This is a genomic window from Cytobacillus sp. OWB-43, assembly GCF_034651445.1.
In the GTDB taxonomy this organism is placed as follows: Bacteria; Bacillota; Bacilli; order Bacillales; family Cytobacillaceae; genus Cytobacillus; species Cytobacillus kochii.
The window spans coordinates 108,725-132,106 of the sequence record NZ_JAYEFF010000002.1 but is presented as its reverse complement, the minus strand read 5'-3'; the positions used below and the strand labels follow the sequence as shown (position 1 = coordinate 132,106).

The following is a 23,382-nucleotide window of genomic DNA, read 5'->3' as shown; positions in this document are numbered from 1 at the left end:
CTTTACCGATATGCTGGATATCAGTTTGATGACGAAAACGGATCACTATTATTTAATAGCAAGATTATCATCCAACTCATGGTGTTTTTCTCCCTTGATCCAGATGCGCTGGTGATGATGATGATATTCTTACGCCAAATGGATACATATACGCAAATAACAATCTGCTAAATTAGTTGACCCAGATGGTCACAGAGCAAAGCTCGTTAGCGGAGCTGGTAAATTGGTTTGGAAGAACGGAAAGAAAGTGAGGAATCAGGAATAAAGGTAGGTAAAAAAGCTTGGAAAAATCGAAAGTGGGCTATAAAAGAACCTGACAAACGAAGTGGAAGAATTTTTGCTATCGATAAACAGAAAGTAGACGACAAATAAACATACTGACTCCAGGTTATTAGCACTTGATTATCATAAATTACGGAAAAAAAGAAAAAGACAAAGACAAAAGTTGTTCACTGTCATTAGAAGTATAAAAAAATAAACATTATATAGTTTATCCCTCTCGCAAAAAATACCGCTTGTGCATTTCTTATAAAGTGGATAATTCTAGAAAACACTGGATATATACAGAACAGAATAAATTTTTCTGATAACATCTCTAGTATCAGGATATCCATCTAAGTAACAAATATTGTGTAACTCCTAAGAGATTTCCCAATTGATATAGAAAAATTGATAGCATAAGAAGCTGACTGTAAACCCCCCTCCTTCACGTTAAGTTAATATGCTCCCCTTTAGGAAGACAGATTAAAAAGTAAAAATCTGGCTCTTATGGGGGAGTATTTATTATGAGTAATCTAATTTATTCTAAAAAGAAAAAAACGGTAAGAGGACCTATGCCTCAATAATTGAATGGCATACGCCATACAACAATTATGGCTAACACTTATCTCTTTTTGAAAATGCTACCTATTCACATACATTGGCAATTGCTATACTTAATAAAGAACATTATAATCAATCGACTACTCCCAATGCTCTTCTAATTCAATTTTCGAAATGCAGGTGAAGCTTGTGTTAATTAAAGATTCTTGGTTTACTGTGCAATTAATTGATAGTAAAACGTATGCGATTAGTGAATATGGCCACTGGGAAAAAGTACATTCGTTTTTGCTCATTGGTGAAGAAAAAGCGGTACTCATTGATACAGGTCTTGGAATAGATAACATTAAACGTATAACCGATCAATTAACTTCCTTACCTATTGAGGTCATAACAACGCATGTTCATGTCGATCATATTGGTGGACATGGATTGTACGATACGATTTACGTTCATGAGCTAGATAAAGACTGGTTAGTTAATGGTATTAGTGGTCTTACGCTCCAACAAATCCGCACTGATATACAAAGAGATATTACAATCCCCAAACCGAAAACATTTAATCCTGAAACATATCAGCCTTTTACAGGAGAGCCGACCGCTTTACTAGCGGATGGTGATGTGCTGCAATTAGGGAATCGAAAACTTAAAATCTATCATACGCCAGGACACTCACCGGGGCATATTACTATTTATGATGAAACACATAACTACCTATTTACAGGCGATTTATTGTATGATACCGAGCCTATATTCGCTTTTTATCCTTCTACGAGTCCATCTGATCTCGTGCGATCAATTGAAAAAATAGCGATGATTCCCAATGTAGCAAAAGTGTTCGGATCACATCATACATTAGGATTAGCACCGACTGTTTTGCAGGAAGCTTATGATGCAGTTCAGTATTTAAAGAGTCATCAATTGGATCAATTTGGGACAGGTATACATTCCTTTCAACAGATAAGCTTTCGATTTTAGTTTTTGTACAGAAAGAAGGGTGAATGGTGAAAATATACATGACAAGACATGGTCAGACAGAATGGAATAGAGAAAGAAGGCTACAGGGAAGATTAGATTCTGACCTAACAACAATTGGGAGTGAGAACGCCAAATTATTAGGAGAACATTTAAGCAAAGTCCCGTTTGATGCGATTTATGCCAGTCCAAGTGGAAGAACGATGATGACGGCGAGCCTGATTAAAGGCAATCGCCCAATTAAGGTTTTTACTGATGAGGATTTACAAGAGATTTATATGGGAAGTTGGGAAGGGCAGCAACAATCAGATGTCCAAAAACAATACGCAGATGAATTCCATGCCTTTTGGTGTGCGCCTCATCTCTATCATCCAACAGAACGAGAAAGTTTTCAGCAAGTACAGGATCGAGCAGTAAAAGTGCTAAAAAGAGTGATGACAAACCATAAGAATGGAAATGTTTTGCTTGTTACACATACGGTCGTAATCAAAACGCTTCTTGCCTACTTGAAACAAATACCTATGGAAAAACTTTGGGATGCCCCGTACATTCATGATACTTGTCTTTCAGTAATTGAAATTGTAAATGGTCAGAAAAACATCCTATTGGAAGCAGATATGTCTCATCTTCAACCTGACCAATATGAATTCACTTAGGGAGGTTATGTTGTGCAGAGAGAAATGACGGAAGCGGGCCATCTATTAAATGATAAAGGGGAACTTGTTCAATCAGGGTATGCAAAACAGCTCCTGCTTACATATGATCGCAAGGCCATCAAGGCTCAAGCGTGGAGAATAAAGGAATGGGATTATTATTTAGTTTGTAATGATGATTTTGGTGTGGCTCTGACCATTGCCGACAATTCCTACATGGCTTTATTGAGTGTGTCTTTTCTTGATTTTAAGCGTGCTTCCTATCGAACGACAAGCATTATGAAGCCTCTTACATTTGGGAAGTTGAACTTACCGTCGACTTCAAAGGAAGGCGATATTGTTTACGAAGATAAGCGAATTAAGATGTCTTTTTCGCATATAAAGAATGGTAGGAAATTATGTTGTCATATGAAAAATTTCGATGGTAAAACTGACTTTGCCTGTTACATTGATTTAGTTAATGTGGCTAAAGATTCTATTGTAATGGCTATTCCATTTAAGGAAGATCGACAAGCGTTTTACTATAATCAAAAGATCAATGGGATGCGTGCAAAGGGCAGTGTCCACTATGGGCAAACAGAATATCAATTTCAGGAAAAGAATAGCTTTGCTACATTAGACTGGGGCAGGGGGGTATGGACATATAAAAATACGTGGTATTGGGGATCAGCATCTGGCGTTGTCGAGGGGAAAACATTCGGCTTTAATATCGGCTATGGTTTTGGCGATACTTCACTTGCCAGTGAAAATATGCTCTTCTATGATGGAGTGGCCCATAAACTGGAAGAGGTTACTTTCCATATCCCACAGAATAATGGAATCTTTGACTATCTCTCACCTTGGCGATTCACTTCAAGCGATGGAAGGTTCGAAATGGACTTCATCCCCATTTTAGATCGTAAAGATTACACCTCGGTCATAGTTATTTCTAGTGATCAGCATCAAGTATTTGGTCATTTCACTGGTAAAGCGGTATTAGATGATGGAACAACCATTGTACTGAAAGACTTTCTTGGTTTTGCTGAGAGGGTGGAGAATAAATGGTGAGCAAAAGGTGGTTATTATGGGTTGGTTAAATATAGGGAGTCTGGTTTTAGGCATAGTTGCTTGGATCTTACCGTTGCTTAATCTTGGTCGAGAACAAGAAAATGCCAAACGGTGGATGACGTATTCATTTTTAAGTTTCATCTGTTGTAGTACGGCTATTTTATTTCAATTAATGGTGCAAAAATTTCTTATAGAAATAGAAGATTTTAGTGCCTTGATGGATATAACAAGTTCGGTTGTCCTTGCTTCAAGTGTGCTTTTAATCGTGACAATTCTATTGAATGTATTGGCATGGGTAAAATATACGAAAACGATATAGAAGGGGAATGAGGTAGGGTCGATGATAAACGGAGAATTTATCAAAGTGTGGAGTCATTACTTATCGCGTCTATTAAGTGATCGTTTTTATGAACTTATCCTTCCCCTCATTGTTCTCGGTATGTCTGGGTCTCCTATTGTAACGACGGCTGTATTAATGGTGCAAAAGGCGGCATCGATTCTCTTTGCCATTCCAGTAGGAACGTTTATTGAAAGAATCAATGTGGTGACTGTAGCTTGGGTTGCCAATTTCGTATACGGCTGTTTGTTATTTTTTCTTTCTTATATTTTCGCTAGAGATATAGGGGATCTATGGTTGATTACTATCATTATATTTTTACTCGGTTTTGTTGGTCTTGTTATTCAAATTGCCCAACAAGCAATGATTCCCCGCATTGTTTCGAGGGAAAGGCTTTTAAGTGCGAATAATTTACTTGAGGCAGCGGATGCCATTGTTACATTCATTGGCCCAGCCTTAGGTGGCTATCTCTTTGCAACATATGGTGGCTCGACTACCCTCATCATTTGTGGCACGCTCTATCTCGCAGCCATGCTTCTGCTAATTTTCACAAAATACAATCATCAACCAACGGTGAAAAAACAACAAACTTTAGTAAAAAGTGTAAGGGCTTTTATCGAAGAATCGAAAGCAGGAATGGGCCACCTTTTTATTAATGCTTCACAAAAGTTAATCAGTCTAACGGCGATTGTGCTCTCCTTTAGTACCACTTTTATCATTCTCAGTGTCATCATTCATGCAGATTTAACACTAGCTTTTTCAGAAACACAAATTGGACTGTTACTGTCATGCGCCGGTATTGGTAATCTGCTAGGTGTTTTTCTCATGCTGCGGTTTAATCAAATGAATTGGCTACCTTTCCTAGGTCTCCTCATGGCTATCTCAGGGGTTGGGATTATACTTTTGACCACTAGTCATTTTTATTTGATGTGTTTGGGGATGGTTCTATTCGATGGTGCGCTTTCAATGGGATTTGTTGTCCAAATCTCTGTCCAACAAGGAATTACACCCGATCATTTAATCGCTCGCGTCAGAAGCGCAGTATATGTTCTGACAAGTCTTACCGGAATGCTCGCTACTTTCTTAGCAGGTGTGATAACTGAATGGAACACTTATTTGCCCTTCTTAATCGGGACCACAATATTAAGCTTATTATCTCTGTTTCTATTCAAATATAGACACAATGGTGTGAGGCTAAGTGAAATGAGACCACTGGATTGAAGGAAAATAGGGATAGTGAAGGTAATTAGGTAAAAAAAAGATAAAAAGAAGCCTTGGGAAATGTAAAAGGTTCAATACGAACACAACTAGGATGAAAAGCAGATAGATGAGTTGTCAAATTGGAGATACGAACACAACTCGGATGGAAAGCAGGTAGATGAGTTGCCAAATTAGGAATACGAACATAACTCGGATGAAAAGCAGGTAGATGAGTTGTCAAATGGGGGATACGAACACAACTAGGATGAAAAGCAGGTAGATGAGTTGTCAAATGGGGGATACGAACACAACTAGGATGAAAAGCAGGTAGATGAGTTGTCAAATGGGAGATACGAACACAACTAGGATGGAGAGCAGTGAGATGAGTTGTCAAATTGGAGATACGGACACAACTAGAATGGAAAGCAGTGAGGTGAGTTGTCAAAATGGGAATACGAACATAACTCGGACGAAAAGCAGTGAGATGAGTTGTCAAATTAGGAATACGAACACAACTTGTATGAAAAGCAAGTAGGTGTGTTGCCAAAAACGAAATCCGAACACATCCCAAATAAAAAGCAAAAAGATGTGGGGACGGACCTAAAAAAGTCATTAGTAAAAGCAAGCGGTAAGATAGATTGCCAAATTCGTGATGACAAACATTACAAGTGACAAAGATGCGCTGAGTCGAAGTCCTCAATTTCCCTACTAATCCCCACAGTTTTAAAATACTCAACTCCTTACAAAGCTCTCCCCTAACGCCACAAAAAAAGACACGGAGAAATTTCATTTTGGAATTCCCGCGTGTCTGATTTTAGCTTGCCCTTATTTATACTGAGCAATCGCTGATTCAGCAAGTTTTTGAATGGTGATATTGTCCATTGGCGGATTATGAAGACCAGCACGGACGTCTCGGTAATATCTTTGAAGTGGATTATTACGTTGTAAGCTTTTTGCTCCTGCGACACGCATCGCTTTATCGACAACGTTAAGTGCTGCATGTGTTACTTGGTATTTAGCAACAGCTAGTTCGTTTTCAATATATTTTCTTCTATTTATATCATCGTATACTTCGGCCACGTGATAGAGTAGATGTCTTGCAGCAAGCAAAGCGGCATCGATTTCACCGAGAAGTGTTTGTACATTCGGTAATTCACTAATAGACCCTTTTATACTATTTGGTTTATGCTCTAAGGCAAATTGTACGGCATAATCTCTAGCTGCTTGAGCAATTCCGAGATAGCAGGCGGGGATATGTAGTACCCATCCGTTTAAAGATTTTCCCCTGTCAGCAATTGTTTCAACGAGTGCCTCTTCAGGAATGACTACTTGATCTAATACGAGATCATGACTTCCTGTTCCTCTCATAGCCACGACGTCCCATGTTTCGTCAATAGATAATCCTGGCGTATCTTTATGAATTAAGAAAAAGCCAATCGTTTGTTTCTCCTCTATCCAGGCAGAAGTGAGAAAATAGGTTAAAGCAGGCGACATTGTTGTAAAATTTTTACGACCATTAATAACCCACGATCCATTTTTGCGCACAGCGGTAGTTCCGGGTCTGCCACCTCTTGTCGGGCTACCCGTTTGTGCTTCGCTCACAGACCGATTCACAAGTGCGCCTTTTTGTACATCATTTGCAAAAGAGGCAAGTTGTTTCTCTGTCCATAATTGCTTTTCATAGATTTCACCTAATCCACCAACATGCCATCCGATACTTAAGGCAGTGGCACTATCGTAGGAAGCAAGGGTTTCTTGGAAAAGAACCATGTCATACACACCAAGCCCCTCACCGCCATATCTTTTAGGTAATGTCACTTTTGTATAACCTAATTCCACTAATTCACGAATATTCTCATGAGGGAATTTCGCCTCTTCATCTATCTCTTGTGAACGACTAAGAAACGTCGCTTTTTTTGTTTGTAATGCATGTAACCATTTTCTCTGCTCTTCCGTCTTCACGAATAATTGTGAAACCAATGTCTCTTCCTCCTCTAATGAACTATCTAATCCCTACTTCCTTTGTTGGTTTAAATGTTAAACAAGTGGTTCATGTTCGTCAAGGAGAGGATACTGGTTTGTTGAAATATTTAAAAAATAATAAAATTCCGACTTTACATATAGAAATTGTTTTGTTAATCTTTTTTTATAAAATTCTAACACCAATGCAGTAATGCAGGAAAGTGAGGTTTAAATGATCTTACTGAAGCATATTCATAAAAAGTTTAAAAATAACCATGTATTAAAAGGTATTGATTTAGAAGTATCAAAAGGGGATGTTGTTACAATTATTGGTCCGAGCGGTTCAGGAAAAACAACGCTCCTTAGATGTGTGAACTATTTGGAAAAACCAGACGAAGGAACAATATCAATCCATGATTTAACGATACAAACAAAAAAACCAGTAAAGAAAGACATTCTCCAATTAAGAAGAAGGACGGCGATGGTTTTTCAACACTATAATCTTTTTGAGAATAAAACGGTTCTAGAAAACGTCACAGAAGGTTTAATCGTTGCACAAAAGAAATCGAAAAAAATGGCGAGAGAAATCGGGATAGACATTCTAACTAAGGTAGGTTTAGCAGATAAAATCAATGCGTATCCGCAACAACTATCTGGAGGTCAAAAACAAAGAGTGGGGATTGCCCGGGCGTTAGCACTAAATCCGGACGTTATATTGTTTGACGAACCAACTTCAGCACTTGACCCGGAAATGGTAGGAGAAGTGCTAGAAATTATTCGAGAAATTGCTAGTGGCGGGGTTACGATGATGATTGTCACCCATGAGATAGATTTTGCTCGTGAGGTTTCGAATAGAGTGGTATTTATGGATGATGGTCAGATTATTGAACAAGGGCCACCTGACGACATTCTTATTCACCCGAAACAAGAGAGAACAAGAAAGTTTTTAAAAAGAATAATGAAGGAACCAGACTTTACTATCTAAGAGAATGGAGGACTAATATGAAAGGGTTAAAAATTACATTTTTACTTATAATAAGCGTTTTATTCATTGCTGGGTGCTCGTCTTCAAGTAATGGGACAACTGAAGATGGTAAGAAAGTTATTACTGTCGCCATAAGTGACGAGGTGAATCCACCATTCCTATATGCGGATGATAATAATGAGCCAATTGGTTACGATATGGATTATTTGAAAGAAGTAGAAAAGAAATTAGAAGACTACCATTTTGAATATGTTTGGGGAGAAGAGGAAGCAAATTTAGTTGGCGTGGATACAGGCAAATATGATTTTGCGATTAATTGGTTTTTTAAAAACCCTGAAAGAGAAGAAAAGTTCCTTTATCCTGAACAGGAATTTGGTTATTCACTCACTTCTCTCGTAACACAACCAAATCGTGATGATATCAAAACATTAGAAGATATGGTAGGCAAGAAATTAGCACCGATGTCTCCTAGTGGTGGTTTAAGAACAATATTAAATAGTTATAACAAAAACAATCCTGATGAGCAAATTGATATTGAGAGTATTGAATTTCCTTCTAATGCAGATAACCTAGGGCGGGTTAATGATGGTAAGGATGATGCCATGTTTATTAATGTAACAACTTTCAATGCTGTCCAAAAAGAGTTGGATTTAAATTTGAAAGTGGCCGGGATTGTGTCAAAAGAGCCTGTTTATACCGTTTTTAATAAAGAACACACAGAACTAGCTAAAGAGTTCGATGATGTGACGAAAGAGCTGATTGAGGATGGTACCTTACCAGATTTGGCTGAAAAATGGTTTGAAGTCAATTTCTTTGAGAACCTAGATTATATCAATGAGGAAAACTATAAATTTAATCCGTAATCACGTCGAATTACGGATTATTCTTTGTTATTAGAAAGGGGAGAAGGTTGGATGTCGGTGGTGAATGATTGGTTTAGTTTGTTTATACAAGTATTAGATAAGCTACCAATCACTTTATTTATGTTACTCATTTCCTTAGTTTGTTCATTAGTCTTAGGTGTAGCTATAGCGATTATCCGTATTAAGAGATTCAAAGTAATTTATCAAATCGCAACATTTTATCTCTCATTCTGTCGATCGACACCTTTATTAGTGCAATTATTTCTTGTTTATTTTGGGTTACCACAGCTGTTATTAGCTTTTCAAATTGATATTAATAGTATGGATCGGATGATTTTTGTTTTAATTAGTCTCTCCCTGCATAATGCTGCTTATCTTTCAGAAGTTGTACGTTCTGCCTATTTGGCAGTTGGTGAGGATCAATTTGAAGCAGCATATAGTGTAGGAATGACCTATACACAAGCATTATGGAGAGTGGTGTTGCCTCAAGCCTTCGTATTATCTTTACCGAATTTAGGTAATAACATTATCGAACTATTAAAAGATACTTCCTTAGCATTCACGATTGGTATTATCGATATTATGGGTCAAGTAAGGATTATATTAGGTAATAACCATGGTATAGGTATGTTTGAGATTTATGTCGTCATTTCTCTTATATACTGGGGCACTTGTATTTTAATAGAAATGGTCATTAGTACATTAGAAAAGGTTTTAAAGAAAGGAAAGGTCAGTTTATCCAAATCATAATGAAGGAATGAACACTTAATGCCTATCATCAATTTTGAATTTGCTATTGAGCAGATTCCCGAGGTTTTAAAAGGGGTGCCAATCACCTTAGCAATTGCTGTTGTTGCAATGGTGTTTGGATTGATATTCGGTCTGCTAATTGCTCTTTGCCGAATTTATCGCGTCCCTATCCTTAATCGCCTTTTCATTATTTATATATCATTTATTAGGGGTACGCCATTATTGGTACAATTATATGTATTCTTCTACGGTGTGCCTGTTCTATTAGAAAAAATGAATCAATCTTTCGGTACAGCCTATAATGCTGATCATATTTCACCACTGCTTTATGCTTTTATTGCATTCACCATTAATGTATCAGCTTATCAAGCAGAAATTATGCGGGCATCCTTAAATGCTGTACAAATCGGGCAAATGGAAGCGGCCCATTCTGTGGGAATGACTACTTTTCAAGCATTAAAAAGAATTGTCCTACCGCAAGCTTTCTTAGTGGCCTTACCAAACTTGGGAAATACATTTATTGGTTTAATAAAGGCGACCTCACTAGCATTTGCGGTAAAAGTTGTAGAAGTGATGGCGCTGGCAAAAATCATTGCTAATGATGGTTATCACTTTTTGGAAATGTACTTAGTCGCTGCTCTGATCTATTGGTTGATTTGTTGGTTATTGGAAGTGCTTTTTACCTATATAGAAGCAAAAATGAGGAATAAAGAGATAAAGCAAAAGAAAATGAACACAACGATTAGTAAAGATGTTCCTTTAAGAGTCTAAAGCTAAAAATGAAGTCTACGGGCTTCTTTTTTTTGGAAAATTTCATTCAGTACCTTGCAATGTATAATACTACCTGCTATAGTATGATTACAGAAATTAATAACACATATTGTTTAGTACTATATAATATATAGTAGTGGGAGGAGGAAGAAAATGAACGTCCAGTTTAAGAAGGGTGTGCTCGAGTTATGCGTCTTAGTTTTGCTTGATAAGCAGGATCATTATGGATATGAGCTAGTACAGAAGATATCTGACCAAATTCAAATATCTGAAGGTACGGTTTATCCATTATTGCGCAGGTTAACGAAGGAAGAGTATTTTACAACTTATTTACAGGAATCTAAAGAAGGTCCCCCAAGAAAATATTATCAGTTAACAGATAAAGGACGCATCTATTTACAGGCGTTGTTAGCAGAGTGGTACGAATTTACAAACGGGGTTAATCATTTAATAAAAGAAGGTGTTAAAGATGAATAAACAGGAATTTCTCATCACCTTAGAAGCGGAATTAAAAGATATTGATAAACAAGAAAGAATGGAATTACTTCAAGATTATGAAGCCCATTTTGAATTTGGTTTAGAAGAGGGGAAAACAGAGGAGGAAATTGCTAAAGATCTCGGTTCACCGAGAGGTATTGCTAAGGAGGTTAAGGCGAGTTACCATATCGAGCAAGCAAAAGGTGATGGTGGCATCCAAAATATTTTGCAGGCGACATTGGCTGTCATTGGATTAGGTCTATTTAATCTAATCATTGTCCTCGGTCCCTTCCTTGCCATCGTTAGTATAATCTTTTCCGGTTGGATTGTAAGTTTTGCAGGTATTATTTCACCCTTATTAGTGCTCATCGACATTTTTATAACCTCATCATTTGAATTAGTGAACTTATTTGCTGCTATTCTTTTTTGTGGGTTGGGGTTATTATTATTGGTCGCTATGATGTATGTTACTAAATTCATGAAGAAAATTTTTATTCGTTATCTTTCTTATAACGTCTCGATTGTTAAAGGAGGTATGAAGGGTGATTAAGAAGTTATTATTAATTGGTGGATTGCTCGTTTGCGTTGGTGGAGTAGGGTTTGCGTTTACCTATGGGCAATTGCAAGCAGAAAATGTTTCAGAGACGAAAACAATTGAAGAAGCCTTTAACAATGTTGAGGTTAAAACAGATAATGCCCAAGTTATCCTCGCTCCAACCGATGGCGAGGCAGAGGTGAGATTAAGTGGTGAAATGAAAGGAAAAGAACATGAGGATTTCAAAGTATCCGTTGCAGGAGATACTTTGAAAGTAGAGCATCAAACGGATAAAAGAACGTTTCGCTTATTTAGTTTTGATTTAGAAGAGTTTAATAAACAAATAGAAGTTTATTTACCAAGAGAAGCATATGAAGAAATAAGTGTCGAAAGCAGCAATGGTGTCATAGATGTATCGGAGTTGAATGCCAATCAAGTCATATTAGATACGAAGAATGGAAAGCTACGATTAAAGCAACTTGATAGTGATTATATTCATGCAAAAACGAGTAATGGTGCAATCATTGCAAATGATATACAAGGTGAAATAAAAGCTCAAACGAGTAATGGCGCTATCCAGATGTCACTACCAACTATTCACTCTCCGTTAGACTTGGCTACTTCCAATGGAGCGATTATTGTTGAGGTAGAAGAAGCAGTTAACAATACAACCATCACAGCTAACACGAGCAATGGTTCGGTGCATATCCTTGGATCGAATGAAGGAAATCGAACCATTGGTGACGGGTCGGTAGAAGTGAAGTTGAAGACAAGTAATGGGAGAATTGAATTAACGGAAAAATAAGGAAGGTAGGAGGCAGTCCCTTGAGGCTGTCTCTTTTTTCTCGGCAGAAACCTATTTGTGGTAAATATTGTAATTTAGTATGTTAAGGGAGGCTGTCCGGGTGATTAAGAGTTGCTAAAAGGAAGGAACGTTGTACTCGGCTTGGAATCGAGGGTTAGTATAGAAAAATAAGTAATCACGGCACTCAGACAGGAGGGAAAAACGAATGCGGTGTGCGCAAAAGGGAAATACGCGCAAAAACTAAACAAAACTCAATGCAAACTGCGCGTAAAAGGGAGATACGCGCAAAAGCAAAGAAAGACCCAGTGGCAACTGCGCGCAAGGGAGATACGCGCAAAAACAAAAGAAAACTTAGAGCCAACTGCGCGTAAAAGAGAAATACGCGCAAAAGCAAAGGAAAACTTAGAGCCAACTGCGCGTAAAAGGGAAATACGCGCAAAAGCAAAGGAAAACTCAGAGCCAACTGCGCGTAAAAGAGAAATACGCGCAAAAACAAAGGAAAACTTAGAGCCAACTGCGCGTAAAAGGGAGATACGCGCAAAAACAAAGGAAAACGCAGAGCTAACTGCGTGTAAAAAGGGAATACGCGCAAAAGCAAAGAAAAACCCAGAGCCAACTGCGCGTAAAAGGGAAATACGCGCAAAAGCAAAGGAAAACTCAGGGCCAACTGCGCGTAAAAGGAAGATACGCGCAAAAAAAAAGAAAAACTCAGAGCCAACTGCGCGTAAAAGAGAAATACGCGCAAAAGCAAAGGAAAACTTAGAGTCAATTGCGCGTAAAAGAGAAATACGCGCAAAAGCAAAGGAAAACTTAGAGCCAACTGCGCGCAAAAGGGAGATACGCGCAAAAACAAAGGAAAACGCAGAGCTAACTGCGTGTAAAAGGGGAATACGCGCAAAAGCAAAGGAAAACGCAGAGTCAACTGCGCGTAAAAGGGGAATACGCGCAAAAGCAAAGGAAAACCCAGAGCCAACTGCGCGCAAAAGGGAAATACGCGCAAAAGCAAAGAAAAACTTAGAGCCAACTGCGCGTAAAAGAGAGATACGCGCAAAACAAAAGAAAAACTTAGGGCTAACTGCGCGTAAAAGAGAGGTACGCGCAAAAGCAAAAGAAAACCCAGAGCCAACTGCGCGTAATACGATCTTATTGCATATGGGTATTCCTCGTTTTGTAGAAGGCGACTTATGACAACGCACATAAAGTGGTAAGAGATTGCTGCCACAAGTATATAAAAAGAAGCCTTCGCCGCCCTCAGTAAACCCTACACCCTCTTAGAGTGGATCACATCAATCATGATTCTAAAACAAAGTGCCTCAGAACAGATTAAAGCGTCTCAATAACTGTGGTATCCACTACACCTTGCTGTTCCATATACTTTACTGTTGCTGTGGCGAGCATATTTGCTGCAATGAGCATGCCTCTTTCATCAATATCAAATTTAGGGTGATGATGAGGGTATGGTGTTCTTCCAACAATAGCTGCACCGGTATTGAAGAAGGTGCCAGGTACTTTTTGTAAATAGTAAGCGAAGTCTTCACCACCCATACGAGGGGCAATTTCAACAGCCGCAGTTACACCAGGAACCTCACTAGCTAATTGAGCAACAAACTTTGTTTCAGCTGCATGGTTGACAAGAGCTGGGTAGCCATGAACATAGTTATAATCATAACTTGCAGCTGCAGTTAAGCAGGTTCCTTCAATTACTCGCTCGATTTCTCTTTCCATCTTATTCCTTATGTTTTCGTTAAAGGTTCGAACTGTTCCTGTAAGTGTGACAGAATCAGCTATGACATTGAATGCATTTTTGGCATCGAATTCACCAATAGAAAGAACAGCAGATTCGAGTGGATCAATACGGCGGCTAACGATTTGTTGGAGATTAACAATGAGTTGAGCGCCGAGAACGATACTGTCATTGGCTTCGTGAGGATGGGCGCCATGTCCACCTCTTCCCTGGAGTTTAATATGGAAGCGGTCAGCTGCTGCCATGAGTGGTCCAGAACGATAGCCGATTTCACCTAATGGTTCACCGGATGAAATATGTTGACCGAAAATAACATCGACCCCTTCCAAGCAACCATCTTCAATCATCGCAATCGCACCACCCGGCATATATTCTTCCGCATGTTGATGAATGAAGACAATTGTGCCCTCAATTTCATTTTGAAGTTTATTGAGTACTTTTGCTAAAACAAGTAATGTCGCTGTGTGTGTATCGTGACCGCAAGCATGCATGACACCGGGTTTTTTAGACTTATAAGGAAAATCATTTTCCTCATGAATGGGTAATGCATCGAAATCCGCTCTTAAAGCGATGGTTTTTCCGGGCTTTGCTCCATGTAATTTAGCGACAACACCACGCTCTCCTACACCAGTTCGGACTTCATGTCCAAGCTTTTGGTGATAGTTAGCAATGAACTTGGGTGTTTCTACTTCTTGAAAAGAAAGTTCAGGGTGCTGGTGCAAATGTCTTCTGATTTCAACCATCTCGTTATAATGTTCTTGTAGTAATGAATAAAGCTTTTCTAACATATACATCCTCCTTCTATGTAAAAAAATATGGTGAATCCTTCATCACGTTTGAGTGAATAAGTTTATAATAGTTGAAGAGGAGAATAAATTCCAATATATTTTTTGAATATTTCGTTTCATTTCTTGCAGGAGGTGCCTTTCATGTTTATTGAAGACCGTTCAAAGACAAGGGAAAAGCTAGAAAGAGAGGAATTCTTGAAAGTAAGGTATTGGATGTCGCCTGATCCACCTTGTATTTCTTTAGGAGAAACATTAGGACAAGCTGGTGAAAAGATGAATCGATATCAAGTAAATAGCTTACCAGTCATTGATGATCATAAGAAGCTAGTTGGCATCGTATCTATGAAAAAATTATTTTCTTATCTACTTAAAGGTCAAGATAGAGATATCAACATTCATCCGGTGCCAACGAGGAATTTTGCCTATGTCCGGTTGGATGATTCCATCCTCTATGCAGCTTCCTTTCCTTATGAGGAACTGCCAGTAGTAGATGAAAATGATTGTGTTGTCGGAATGATTCATACAAGAGAGATGATGGATGGATATAAAAAATGGATTCATCGCCTTGAACAGCAAGAGAATGCCACAGAAGTATTGAAGGTTATTTTAGAACGAGCTTACGAAGGGATCGCTGTTGTTGATCAGTATGGGGTCGTGCAGGAATTTAATGAAGCATATAGTCAGTTTGTTGGTGTGAAGAGAGAGGATGCGATTGGCCGTCATGTGACTGAAGTGATTGAAAATACGAATCTTCATCAAACGGTTAAAACAGCTACACCAGAACGTGGGGTAGTCCAAAGAATAAATGGCCAAGATATGATCGTTCACCGTATTCCACTATGGCAAGATGGGAAAGTGATTGGTGCCATTGGCATGCTTATTTTTGAGGGTGTGACAGAAGTATACAAAATCTATCAATCATTACAAAAGAATCAACATGAAAACAGTAATAATCGTCCGCCCTTTGTCGAACAACTTAAAAACGATCGCCATGTTACATTAGACGATATTGTTGGTGAAAGTAGGGAAATTAAAGAGATTAAACGATTAACAAGGCGTGCTGCGCGTACAATGGCTACCACACTGATTACGGGAGAAAGCGGAACAGGAAAAGAAATGGTTGCGAAAAGCATGCATGTATTGAGTCCGTTTGCCGAGGGTCCTTTTATTAGTGTGAATTGCGGGGCAATCCCAGAAAGTCTGTTTGAATCAGAGCTATTTGGCTATGAAGAAGGTGCTTTTACTGGAGCAAAGAAAGGTGGGAAATTAGGTAAATTTGAATTGGCGCAGTATGGAACTCTCTTTTTAGATGAGATTGGCGAATTACCTTTAGTCATGCAAACGAAACTATTACGAGTCTTGCAAGAAAAAGAAGCGGAGAGAATTGGTGGTAACAAGAAATACCCGATTCGTGCGCGGATCATTGCCGCAACTAATCGTAACTTGAAAAAATGTATTCAAGAGGGGAGCTTCCGTGAGGATTTATATTATCGTCTAAATATCATCGAAATTCTCCTTCCTTCCTTGAAAGAGAGGAAAACAGACATTCCGTTATTATTAAATGATTATACGAAAAAAATCTGCAAGCAATATCAAATCAAAGAGAAGATCTACACACCTGAAGCAATTGGAATACTTGTACAACGGGATTGGCCGGGGAATATTCGTGAACTTGTTAATGTCATAGAAAGGTTAGTTACCCTCGTCGAACAATCCGTGATTGACATTACCCATATACATACTTATTTAGAAGAACAACCAAAATCTATCACAAAGGAACCTTCTTTAATAGAAGAAGCGAAAGATATGGGGAGAAAACGGGAAAGAGACCTTATTATAGATACTTTGCGTCAAGTTGGTGGCAATAAGAAAAAAGCAGCGGAACGTTTAGGTATTCATCGAACCACATTATATCAAAAGTTGAAAAAGTATCAAATATGAATGAGTGTAGATGTTGCACTACATAAAATCTACACATGTAGTGATTCTACTACACTACAACCCTTACAATCTTTTGAATGTAAGGGTTTTCTTTTTGGCACATCAATTGCATATAAATAAATGTATAGAGGAGGGAGAAAAATGAGTACGCAGATTTTTAGAACACCACAAACGGTCTTATATGGGAAAGGTTCTTTTGAAAAGCTTGGCGAGGAAGCCAGTTTAAGAGGAAAGAAAGCCCTTATTATTAGTGACCAAATTATTGATGGCCTAGGGTGGACGAAAAAAGCGAAAGCCAACTTAGCAAAATCTAATGTTGAAACTATTCTTTATTTAGGTGTATCTACTGAACCAACTGATAAGTTTGTGGCAGAGGCATTATCTCTTTTTCAAAAGGAAGCCTGTGATTTAATTATTTCGCTTGGAGGTGGAAGTTGCATTGACACAGCCAAAGCGGTAGCTGTATTAGCTACTAACGGTGGATATATTGGTGACTATATGGGCGCAGATAAATTAGCAAGTAGTGCGGCTATCGATCATATTTCTATTCCAACAACTGCTGGAACTGGATCTGAAGCAACAGATGCAACCATCATTACGAATACGACTAATGATGTCAAAATGATGATTAAACAACCAGTCTTTATGCCGACTGTAGCTATTGTGGATCCAGTGCTTTCGATGTCATCTCCCCAACATGTCACTGCAGCTACCGGGGTCGATGCGCTCAGTCACGCGATAGAAGCGTACATATCGAGAAAAGCACACCCAATGACAGATATGATGGCTTTATCAGCTATGAAATTAATTGTCGAGAATATCGAGACAGCTTTTACAGATGGTGAGGATTTAGAGGCAAGAGAGGCAATGGCATTAGGTTCAATGCAAGCAGGGATGGCATTTTCTAACGCAAGTGTTTGTCTTGTGCACGGGATGTCAAGACCGATAGGTGCCCTTTTCCATGTGCCCCATGGCTACTCCAATGCTATGCTATTGCCGGCTGTTCTAGAGTTTAGTAGAGAATCTTGTGTCGATCGGCTAGCCGATTTAGGAAGAATCTTTACTAAAGGAAGTGAGCCTCTAACAAATGAGCAAGCAGCTGATTTGGCAGTAGAATCCGTTAAAACGTTATGTGTGAACTTAAATATTCCTAATCTGTCTGGATGGGGAATAGATGAGAGTCTATTTAAACAATCGATTAGTAAAATGACGCATGATGCCATGGCAAGCGGTAGTCCTGGGAATAACCCAAGAGTGCCAACAGTTCCTGAGTTAGAAGATTTATATCTTGCTTGCTATCATTATCAATTTGCTCAAAAGGAACAAGTGAAGTAATAGTCCGGGGGAGGGCGTTTAAATGTTAGGAATGCTAGGGTTAATATTAGGTTTAGTCCTACTGATGTTTTTAACATTAAGAGGCATTAATATCATTATTGCTGCCATTCTAAGCTCGATTGTTGTTGCCATAACAGGTGGCTTAAATTTAGAGACGGCACTGGCAGGTTATTATATGGACGGCTTCACAAATTATTTTGCCTCTTGGTTCTTAATTTTCTTACTAGGAGCGATTTTTGGGAAGATAATGCATGAGACAGGTGCCGCTGAGAGCATTGCCCAGTGGATTAAGAGAACATTAGGCGCGAAAAGGGCTGTATTTGCCGTAGTGGCTGCAGCCGCAATCATGACTTATGGTGGAGTAAGTTTATTTGTGGTCGGTTTTGCTGTTTATCCTATTGCTGTTTCATTATTTAGAGCGGCGAATCTTCCACATCGATTTATCCCTGCTGCTCTTGTGTTTGGATCGATTTCATTTACGATGACCGCACCAGGTAGTCCAGAAATTCAAAACTTAATCCCAACTGAGTTTTTCGGTACAACTCCCACGGCTGGCGGTTGGGTCGGGGTACTCATGGCACTTCTTGTAATGATTACGGGAGGCCTGTTATTAAGCAAATTCGTTCAAAATGCTGTTAAAAGAGGGGAAACTTTCTCATTGCCAGGAAATAGGGCAAAAGAAGAAGTATCTGCAGGTTTGGCGGAGAAAACAGAAGGAGAACTCTTGGTAGAGGAAAAAACATTACCTCATATTGTTTTCTCAATTTTGCCATTAGTCTGTGTTATTGTTATGCTAAATATTATTGCACAGTTTGCTTCTTCTACTGCAGCAGCCCTTATTTCATTAACGGCTGGTATTGTCCTTGCATGTCTGACAATGTACAAGTTTTTAGCACAATTTTGGAATGCGTTAGCAAAAGGAGCACAAGATGCACTTGTTGCCGTTGCGAATACTTGTGCGGTCGTTGGCTTCGGTAGTGTAGCTGCTCAAGTGCCTGCATTCGATTCTGTAGTCGATGGACTTGTAAGTTTGCCAGGTCCACCTATATTAGGTTTGGCGGTGGCGGTCACATTAATTTGTGGAATTACAGGATCAGCCTCAGGTGGTTTAGGTATTGCCCTACCTATTTTAGCGCCGATCTATTTAGCTCAAGGTGTCGATCCAGGAGCCATGCACCGTGTAGCGACATTGGCTTCAGGTGGTCTAGATTCTATGCCACATAACGGTTATGTTGTTACAACAGTGCGAGCGATTTGTGGAGAAACACATAAACGTGCGTACTGGCCAATATTCTGGCTCAGTGTAGTTATTCCAACAATTGCTATGTTACTAGCAGTAGTCTTGTATTCTATATTTTAAAATTTGAGAGGAGTATGACAAATGACAACAACTACAACATCTACATTAAAGAATTTTATTAACGGACAATGGGTAGAGGCAAAAACGGAAAACTATCAACCGGTTCCTAATCCAGCAACTGGTGAAGAGTTAGCGCAAGTACCGATTTCAACTATTGATGATGTCAATGAAGCAGTAAAAGCAGCAAGCGAGGCATTCAAAAAGTGGAGTCAAACGCCAGTACCAAAAAGGGCACGCGTACTTTTTAAATATCAACAACTACTGGTCGACCACTGGGATGAGTTGGCACAGCTTGTAACCGAAGAAAATGGTAAAAGCTTTAAAGAAGCATATGGTGAAGTACAACGTGGGATTGAGTGTGTAGAATTTGCTGCAGGTGCACCGTCGTTAATGATGGGTAAACAATTACCTGATATCGCCACAAATATCGAATCGGGTATGTATCGCTATCCTGTCGGGGTAGTGGGCGGTATTACACCTTTTAATTTCCCGATGATGGTCCCGTGCTGGATGTTCCCATTAGCCATTGCTTGTGGTAACTCATTTGTATTGAAGCCATCAGAAAGAACACCTTTACTTGCTAATCGCTTAGCAGAATTATTTAAAGAAGCAGGATTGCCAGACGGCGTATTGAATATCGTTCACGGTGCTCATGATGTCGTGAATGGTTTATTGGAACATAAGGACGTTCCAGCTATTTCGTTCGTTGGATCCCAACCTGTTGCTGAATATGTATACAAAACAGCTTCCTCTCACGGCAAGCGAGTACAGGCGTTGGCGGGAGCGAAAAACCATTCTATTGTTATGCCAACAGCTGATTTAGACGCTGCTGTTAAAGAAATTATTGGTGCAGCATATGGCTCTGCAGGAGAGCGTTGTATGGCATGTTCAGTTGTCGTGGCAGTAGATGATGTGATTGAGCCCTTATTACAAAAATTAAATACCGCTGCTGATCAAATTACAATCGGTAATGGTATGGACGAAAATGTATTCTTAGGTCCAGTGATTCGCCCAGAGCATAAAGCACGTACAGCTAGTTATATTGAATCAGGGGAAGAAGAAGGTGCCGTTTTAGTACGTGATGGACGCAAGGATGAAGCTTACCATGAAGATGGTTATTTTATCGGGCCAACCATTTTTGATAAAGTAACACCGGAAATGAAGATTTGGAAGGACGAAATCTTCGCACCTGTTTTATCAATTATCCGTGTATCATCTCTCCAAGAAGCGATTGATCTAACGAACCAATCAGAATTCGGAAACGGTGCTTGCTTGTTTACGAAGAGCGGCAGCGATGTCCGTCAGTTCAGAGAACGTATCCAAGTGGGTATGCTAGGGGTAAATATTGGGGTACCAGCACCAATGGCCTTCTTCCCATTCTCAGGTTGGAAAAATTCATTCTATGGTGATCTTCACGCAAATGGTAGTGATGGTGTGGAATTTTACACACGTAGAAAAATGCTCACTCAACGCTGGGAGTTTTGATCGATTTAAAAGGAATTTGTCGAAAATAAAGGATTCTCTTCCTTTTTTCAAGAATATTTCTGGGGAAATAAAATGAATCGGAGGGGAATATGTTGGCAAATGACAGTTTGTATCAAAAATCAAAGATTAGTAGAATTGGAGAATTAGGAAAGTCAGCAGCGGAAGCCAATAAAACCTTTTTTGCCTTTGATAAGGCAGCATTAGCGGATGGCGCTATTACGGAAAGAACGAAAGAAATTATTGCTGTCGCCTGTGCTCATGTTACGGGGTGTCCGTATTGCATTGAAATCCATGTAGGTAACGCGAAGAAATTGGGGGTTTCAAAAGAGGAAATTACAGAAGCAGTCTTAGTAGCAACCGCTCTTAAAGCAGGCTCTGCCTTCGCACATGGCACTCATGCGTTAAATGCTTATGAGGAAGTAGAAGCAGATAACCTCTACCAAGCGGCTAATATGAAGAGAATGACTGAGTTGAAAGACTATGCTCCAGATGCGGTAAAAGGTTTCTTTGGTTTTGATGAAGCAGCTATGAAAGACGGGGCCATCAATAAAAAAGATAAAGAGCTTATTGCTGTCGCCGTTGCCCATATTACAGGTTGCGCCTACTGTATTGACATACACACAAAGAATGCGAAAAGACTCGGTATTACAAAAGAAGAACTTGTCGAAAGCATCTTTGTCGCAACTGCTTTAAAAGCAGGTTCCGCGCTAGCACACGGTATCAATGCATTAAACGCCTATGACGAATAGGTGAAATTAGATCACTCCACGGCCATCATTGCCCGTGGGGTTTTTTTGATGGGGAGTCTAATAGTTTAGCCTCTCCTGAATAAAGTGGGAGAGATTAGGGTTGCAACTAAGAAGGATGGCGTAGCTGTTAGCGTATGGGTCACGAGCACAAGAGGGAGGGGAGCTGTTAGAAGTGTTAGCAGAATGAGAAATGTACACAAAAGATTAGAAAAATACCAGTTGTACTGACAAATCACAAATGTGAACAAATGTTTTAGAAAACCGTAACTTGCCATATCTGTGCGTAATAACCGTGAAGGATGTCATCTACTAAGGTATAATAGAGTTATGACATATAAAGGACGACATGCTTATGAAAAAACAATTATATTGGCTCCCTAGTATTTTGTGGATGGCAATGATCTTTATTTTATCTCATCAACCAGGGACACAATCAAGTCAATTAAGTGGTGGGATTACAGAAGTTATCGCTGCTTGGGTTCCATTTTCAATTGAAAACTTACATACTTTAGAGACTTTTATTCGCAAAAACGCGCATTTTTTTGCTTATTTTATTTTAGGGATATTTATTCTTTTTGCCATAAGACAAGGGAAAATACTTACTCGTCAAAAGCTGCTTATATCCTGGATTCTCACAACAGTTTATGCGGCGACTGATGAATTTCATCAGCTTTTTATTCCAGGGCGTTCGGGTGAAGTAAGGGATGTATTAATTGATAGTGTAGGCGCAGCAACAGGGCTTATTTTATATTCTATCGTTTATTATTGGCGGAAAAGTAAAAATCGTGGGTCCGTATAGTTACAAGAAGGTTCAAATTGAGAAACCCACACACAAAGACGGTTCAAAAATCAGCATGAAATCGAAAATCACAAGAAGTGTGGGCAAATTTAAAAAGTCCGCACTTGCTCCAATCACCCATTATGCAAACATCATTCGCTTTTACCTAGAAAGACTTTTACATTACAATTAAACTGAGCACCAATACAGCATTAATCGCATGCTTAATGACGAGGCGCAAGTAACATCACGCCAACACCAACCAAGCAGATGGCAGCTCCAATCCAGTCATACATATCAGGTGCTTTTTTATCAATGCCCCAGCCCCAAAGGACAGACAAAATAATGAATACACCACCATAGGCAGCATACACACGTCCGAAAGATGGGAAGGCTTGAAAGGTAGCAATCACGCCGTATAAGGCTAAGGCAACACCACCACCAATTCCCCAATAAAAAGGTTTCCCCTCTCTTAGCCATAGCCAAATTAAATAACCGCCACCAATTTCTGCAATTCCGGCTAATAAAAATAATATAATCGCACTCAAGATTTACTCAACTCCTATTTTCTGTTTATGGTAAAATATAGGTAACGATATCAAGGAAGAGGACATCTGATGAAAAAATTTATAATATTCTTACTAAGTTTTATCGTTCTTATTTATGTATTTGAAATCGGATCCGGTCTAATCTTGACACTTATATATACACCCGAGATTACATTTGGTACAACGCAAAGTCAAACAGTAGAATTTGGGGCCATTGCTAATCCGTTCCCTTATTTATTTGCATTACTTGCCGGCTGTATCGCTTATTTTCTATCTCAACGATTATATCATGCGAAGTAAACTTGGGGTCATAGTTTGAAAAAGAAAAAAGACGAAGAGAGTAAAATGAAGACAGATGATGACTGGAATAGAACTTTTTACGGTGCGCCAACTGTTGGGGGAATGGTTATTGTTCTTGCCATCATAGGGTATATCATTTATCAAGTGTTAATGAGTTAGTACAATCAAGATGATG

General features: G+C 39.1%; 25 protein-coding genes and 1 pseudogene. 23 read left to right on the top strand and 3 right to left on the bottom strand.

Features of this window, described 5'->3' with window-relative positions:
- Positions 1–3: 3 nt before the first annotated feature.
- From U9M49_RS22685 to U9M49_RS10425, 7 genes and pseudogenes are all read left to right on the top strand, one after another.
- A pseudogene (locus tag U9M49_RS22685) lies at positions 4–265 on the top strand (RHS repeat-associated core domain-containing protein); the annotation flags it as partial.
- The gene (locus tag U9M49_RS10450) at positions 229–372 is read left to right on the top strand and encodes a hypothetical protein (protein ID WP_157733878.1); all 144 of its coding nucleotides are present in this window, start codon (positions 229–231) and stop codon (positions 370–372) included. The pseudogene U9M49_RS22685 and the gene U9M49_RS10450, both read left to right, overlap by 37 nt.
- 624 nt (positions 373–996) lie before the next feature.
- Complete coding sequence (locus U9M49_RS10445; protein WP_322909745.1) at positions 997–1,797, top strand: MBL fold metallo-hydrolase; 801 nt, start codon at positions 997–999, stop codon at positions 1,795–1,797.
- A 26-nt stretch (positions 1,798–1,823) separates the two neighbouring features.
- On the top strand, positions 1,824–2,450 hold the full coding sequence (locus U9M49_RS10440) for a histidine phosphatase family protein (protein WP_322909744.1): 627 nt from the start codon (positions 1,824–1,826) through the stop codon (positions 2,448–2,450).
- A gap of 12 nt (positions 2,451–2,462) precedes the next feature.
- Positions 2,463–3,494: a DUF2804 domain-containing protein gene (locus U9M49_RS10435; protein ID WP_322909743.1), complete on the top strand. Its 1,032-nt coding sequence runs from the start codon at positions 2,463–2,465 to the stop codon at positions 3,492–3,494.
- 16 nt (positions 3,495–3,510) lie between these two features.
- Positions 3,511–3,813: a hypothetical protein gene (locus U9M49_RS10430; RefSeq protein ID WP_322909742.1), complete on the top strand. Its 303-nt coding sequence runs from the start codon at positions 3,511–3,513 to the stop codon at positions 3,811–3,813.
- A 21-nt stretch (positions 3,814–3,834) separates the two neighbouring features.
- Positions 3,835–5,052 (top strand): MFS transporter, encoded by a 1,218-nt coding sequence (locus U9M49_RS10425; RefSeq protein WP_322909741.1) that lies wholly within the window; start codon positions 3,835–3,837, stop codon positions 5,050–5,052.
- A gap of 804 nt (positions 5,053–5,856) precedes the next feature.
- Here the strand turns inward: U9M49_RS10425 and U9M49_RS10420 are convergent.
- A complete protein-coding gene (locus U9M49_RS10420; RefSeq protein ID WP_322909740.1) occupies positions 5,857–7,011 on the bottom strand; it encodes an acyl-CoA dehydrogenase family protein in 1,155 nt (384 codons plus the stop codon).
- Between the two features lie 214 nt (positions 7,012–7,225).
- Here U9M49_RS10420 and U9M49_RS10415 point away from each other — a divergent pair, with 214 nt between their 5' ends.
- From U9M49_RS10415 to U9M49_RS10380, 8 genes are all read left to right on the top strand, one after another.
- The gene (locus tag U9M49_RS10415; RefSeq protein WP_095371753.1) at positions 7,226–7,978 is read left to right on the top strand and encodes an amino acid ABC transporter ATP-binding protein; all 753 of its coding nucleotides are present in this window, start codon (positions 7,226–7,228) and stop codon (positions 7,976–7,978) included.
- A gap of 17 nt (positions 7,979–7,995) precedes the next feature.
- The gene (locus U9M49_RS10410) at positions 7,996–8,841 is read left to right on the top strand and encodes a transporter substrate-binding domain-containing protein (protein ID WP_322909739.1); all 846 of its coding nucleotides are present in this window, start codon (positions 7,996–7,998) and stop codon (positions 8,839–8,841) included.
- 51 nt (positions 8,842–8,892) lie between these two features.
- Complete coding sequence (locus U9M49_RS10405) at positions 8,893–9,591, top strand: amino acid ABC transporter permease (RefSeq protein WP_095371755.1); 699 nt, start codon at positions 8,893–8,895, stop codon at positions 9,589–9,591.
- An 18-nt stretch (positions 9,592–9,609) separates the two neighbouring features.
- Entirely contained in the window at positions 9,610–10,362 is a 753-nt protein-coding gene (locus tag U9M49_RS10400; RefSeq protein WP_095371756.1) for an amino acid ABC transporter permease, read from the top strand.
- Positions 10,363–10,515: 153 nt separating this feature from the next.
- Positions 10,516–10,839 carry a PadR family transcriptional regulator gene (locus tag U9M49_RS10395; RefSeq protein ID WP_095371757.1) on the top strand — a complete coding sequence of 108 codons (324 nt, stop codon included), beginning with the start codon at positions 10,516–10,518 and terminating at the stop codon, positions 10,837–10,839.
- A complete protein-coding gene (locus U9M49_RS10390) occupies positions 10,832–11,389 on the top strand; it encodes an HAAS signaling domain-containing protein (protein WP_322909738.1) in 558 nt (185 codons plus the stop codon). The genes U9M49_RS10395 and U9M49_RS10390 overlap by 8 nt, the downstream gene beginning before the upstream one ends.
- Positions 11,382–12,179: a DUF4097 family beta strand repeat-containing protein gene (locus U9M49_RS10385; protein ID WP_281202716.1), complete on the top strand. Its 798-nt coding sequence runs from the start codon at positions 11,382–11,384 to the stop codon at positions 12,177–12,179. Before U9M49_RS10390 ends, U9M49_RS10385 begins: the two co-directional genes overlap by 8 nt.
- Before the next feature lie 210 nt (positions 12,180–12,389).
- Positions 12,390–13,367 carry a hypothetical protein gene (locus tag U9M49_RS10380; protein ID WP_322909737.1) on the top strand — a complete coding sequence of 326 codons (978 nt, stop codon included), beginning with the start codon at positions 12,390–12,392 and terminating at the stop codon, positions 13,365–13,367.
- Between the two features lie 135 nt (positions 13,368–13,502).
- Here the strand turns inward: U9M49_RS10380 and U9M49_RS10375 are convergent, their stop codons facing one another.
- Positions 13,503–14,711 (bottom strand): M20 family metallopeptidase, encoded by a 1,209-nt coding sequence (locus tag U9M49_RS10375; protein WP_095371761.1) that lies wholly within the window; start codon positions 14,709–14,711, stop codon positions 13,503–13,505.
- A gap of 141 nt (positions 14,712–14,852) precedes the next feature.
- On the opposite strand from U9M49_RS10375, the gene U9M49_RS10370 reads away from it, so the two are divergent.
- The 6 genes from U9M49_RS10370 to U9M49_RS10345 all read left to right on the top strand — a co-directional run bounded on the left by U9M49_RS10370 (position 14,853) and on the right by U9M49_RS10345 (position 22,380).
- Entirely contained in the window at positions 14,853–16,652 is a 1,800-nt protein-coding gene (locus tag U9M49_RS10370; protein ID WP_322909736.1) for a sigma 54-interacting transcriptional regulator, read from the top strand.
- 141 nt (positions 16,653–16,793) lie between these two features.
- Positions 16,794–17,987, top strand: coding sequence for an iron-containing alcohol dehydrogenase (locus tag U9M49_RS10365; RefSeq protein WP_307315970.1), 1,194 nt, complete (start codon positions 16,794–16,796; stop codon positions 17,985–17,987).
- A gap of 22 nt (positions 17,988–18,009) precedes the next feature.
- Positions 18,010–19,347, top strand: coding sequence for a GntP family permease (locus U9M49_RS10360; RefSeq protein WP_322909735.1), 1,338 nt, complete (start codon positions 18,010–18,012; stop codon positions 19,345–19,347).
- A 21-nt stretch (positions 19,348–19,368) separates the two neighbouring features.
- Positions 19,369–20,832, top strand: a complete 1,464-nt coding sequence (locus U9M49_RS10355; protein WP_322909734.1) for a CoA-acylating methylmalonate-semialdehyde dehydrogenase — start codon at positions 19,369–19,371, stop codon at positions 20,830–20,832.
- 89 nt (positions 20,833–20,921) lie between these two features.
- A complete protein-coding gene (locus tag U9M49_RS10350; RefSeq protein ID WP_095371765.1) occupies positions 20,922–21,581 on the top strand; it encodes a carboxymuconolactone decarboxylase family protein in 660 nt (219 codons plus the stop codon).
- Between the two features lie 352 nt (positions 21,582–21,933).
- A complete protein-coding gene (locus tag U9M49_RS10345; RefSeq protein ID WP_095371766.1) occupies positions 21,934–22,380 on the top strand; it encodes a VanZ family protein in 447 nt (148 codons plus the stop codon).
- 203 nt (positions 22,381–22,583) lie between these two features.
- Here the strand turns inward: U9M49_RS10345 and U9M49_RS10340 are convergent, their stop codons facing one another.
- Positions 22,584–22,910 (bottom strand): YnfA family protein, encoded by a 327-nt coding sequence (locus U9M49_RS10340; RefSeq protein WP_095371767.1) that lies wholly within the window; start codon positions 22,908–22,910, stop codon positions 22,584–22,586.
- A 66-nt stretch (positions 22,911–22,976) separates the two neighbouring features.
- Between U9M49_RS10340 and U9M49_RS10335 the strand changes: the two genes are divergently transcribed.
- A complete protein-coding gene (locus U9M49_RS10335; protein WP_322909733.1) occupies positions 22,977–23,207 on the top strand; it encodes a hypothetical protein in 231 nt (76 codons plus the stop codon).
- Between the two features lie 15 nt (positions 23,208–23,222).
- Positions 23,223–23,366, top strand: coding sequence for a hypothetical protein (locus tag U9M49_RS10330; protein WP_157733880.1), 144 nt, complete (start codon positions 23,223–23,225; stop codon positions 23,364–23,366).
- The last annotated feature ends 16 nt before the right edge of the window (positions 23,367–23,382 follow it).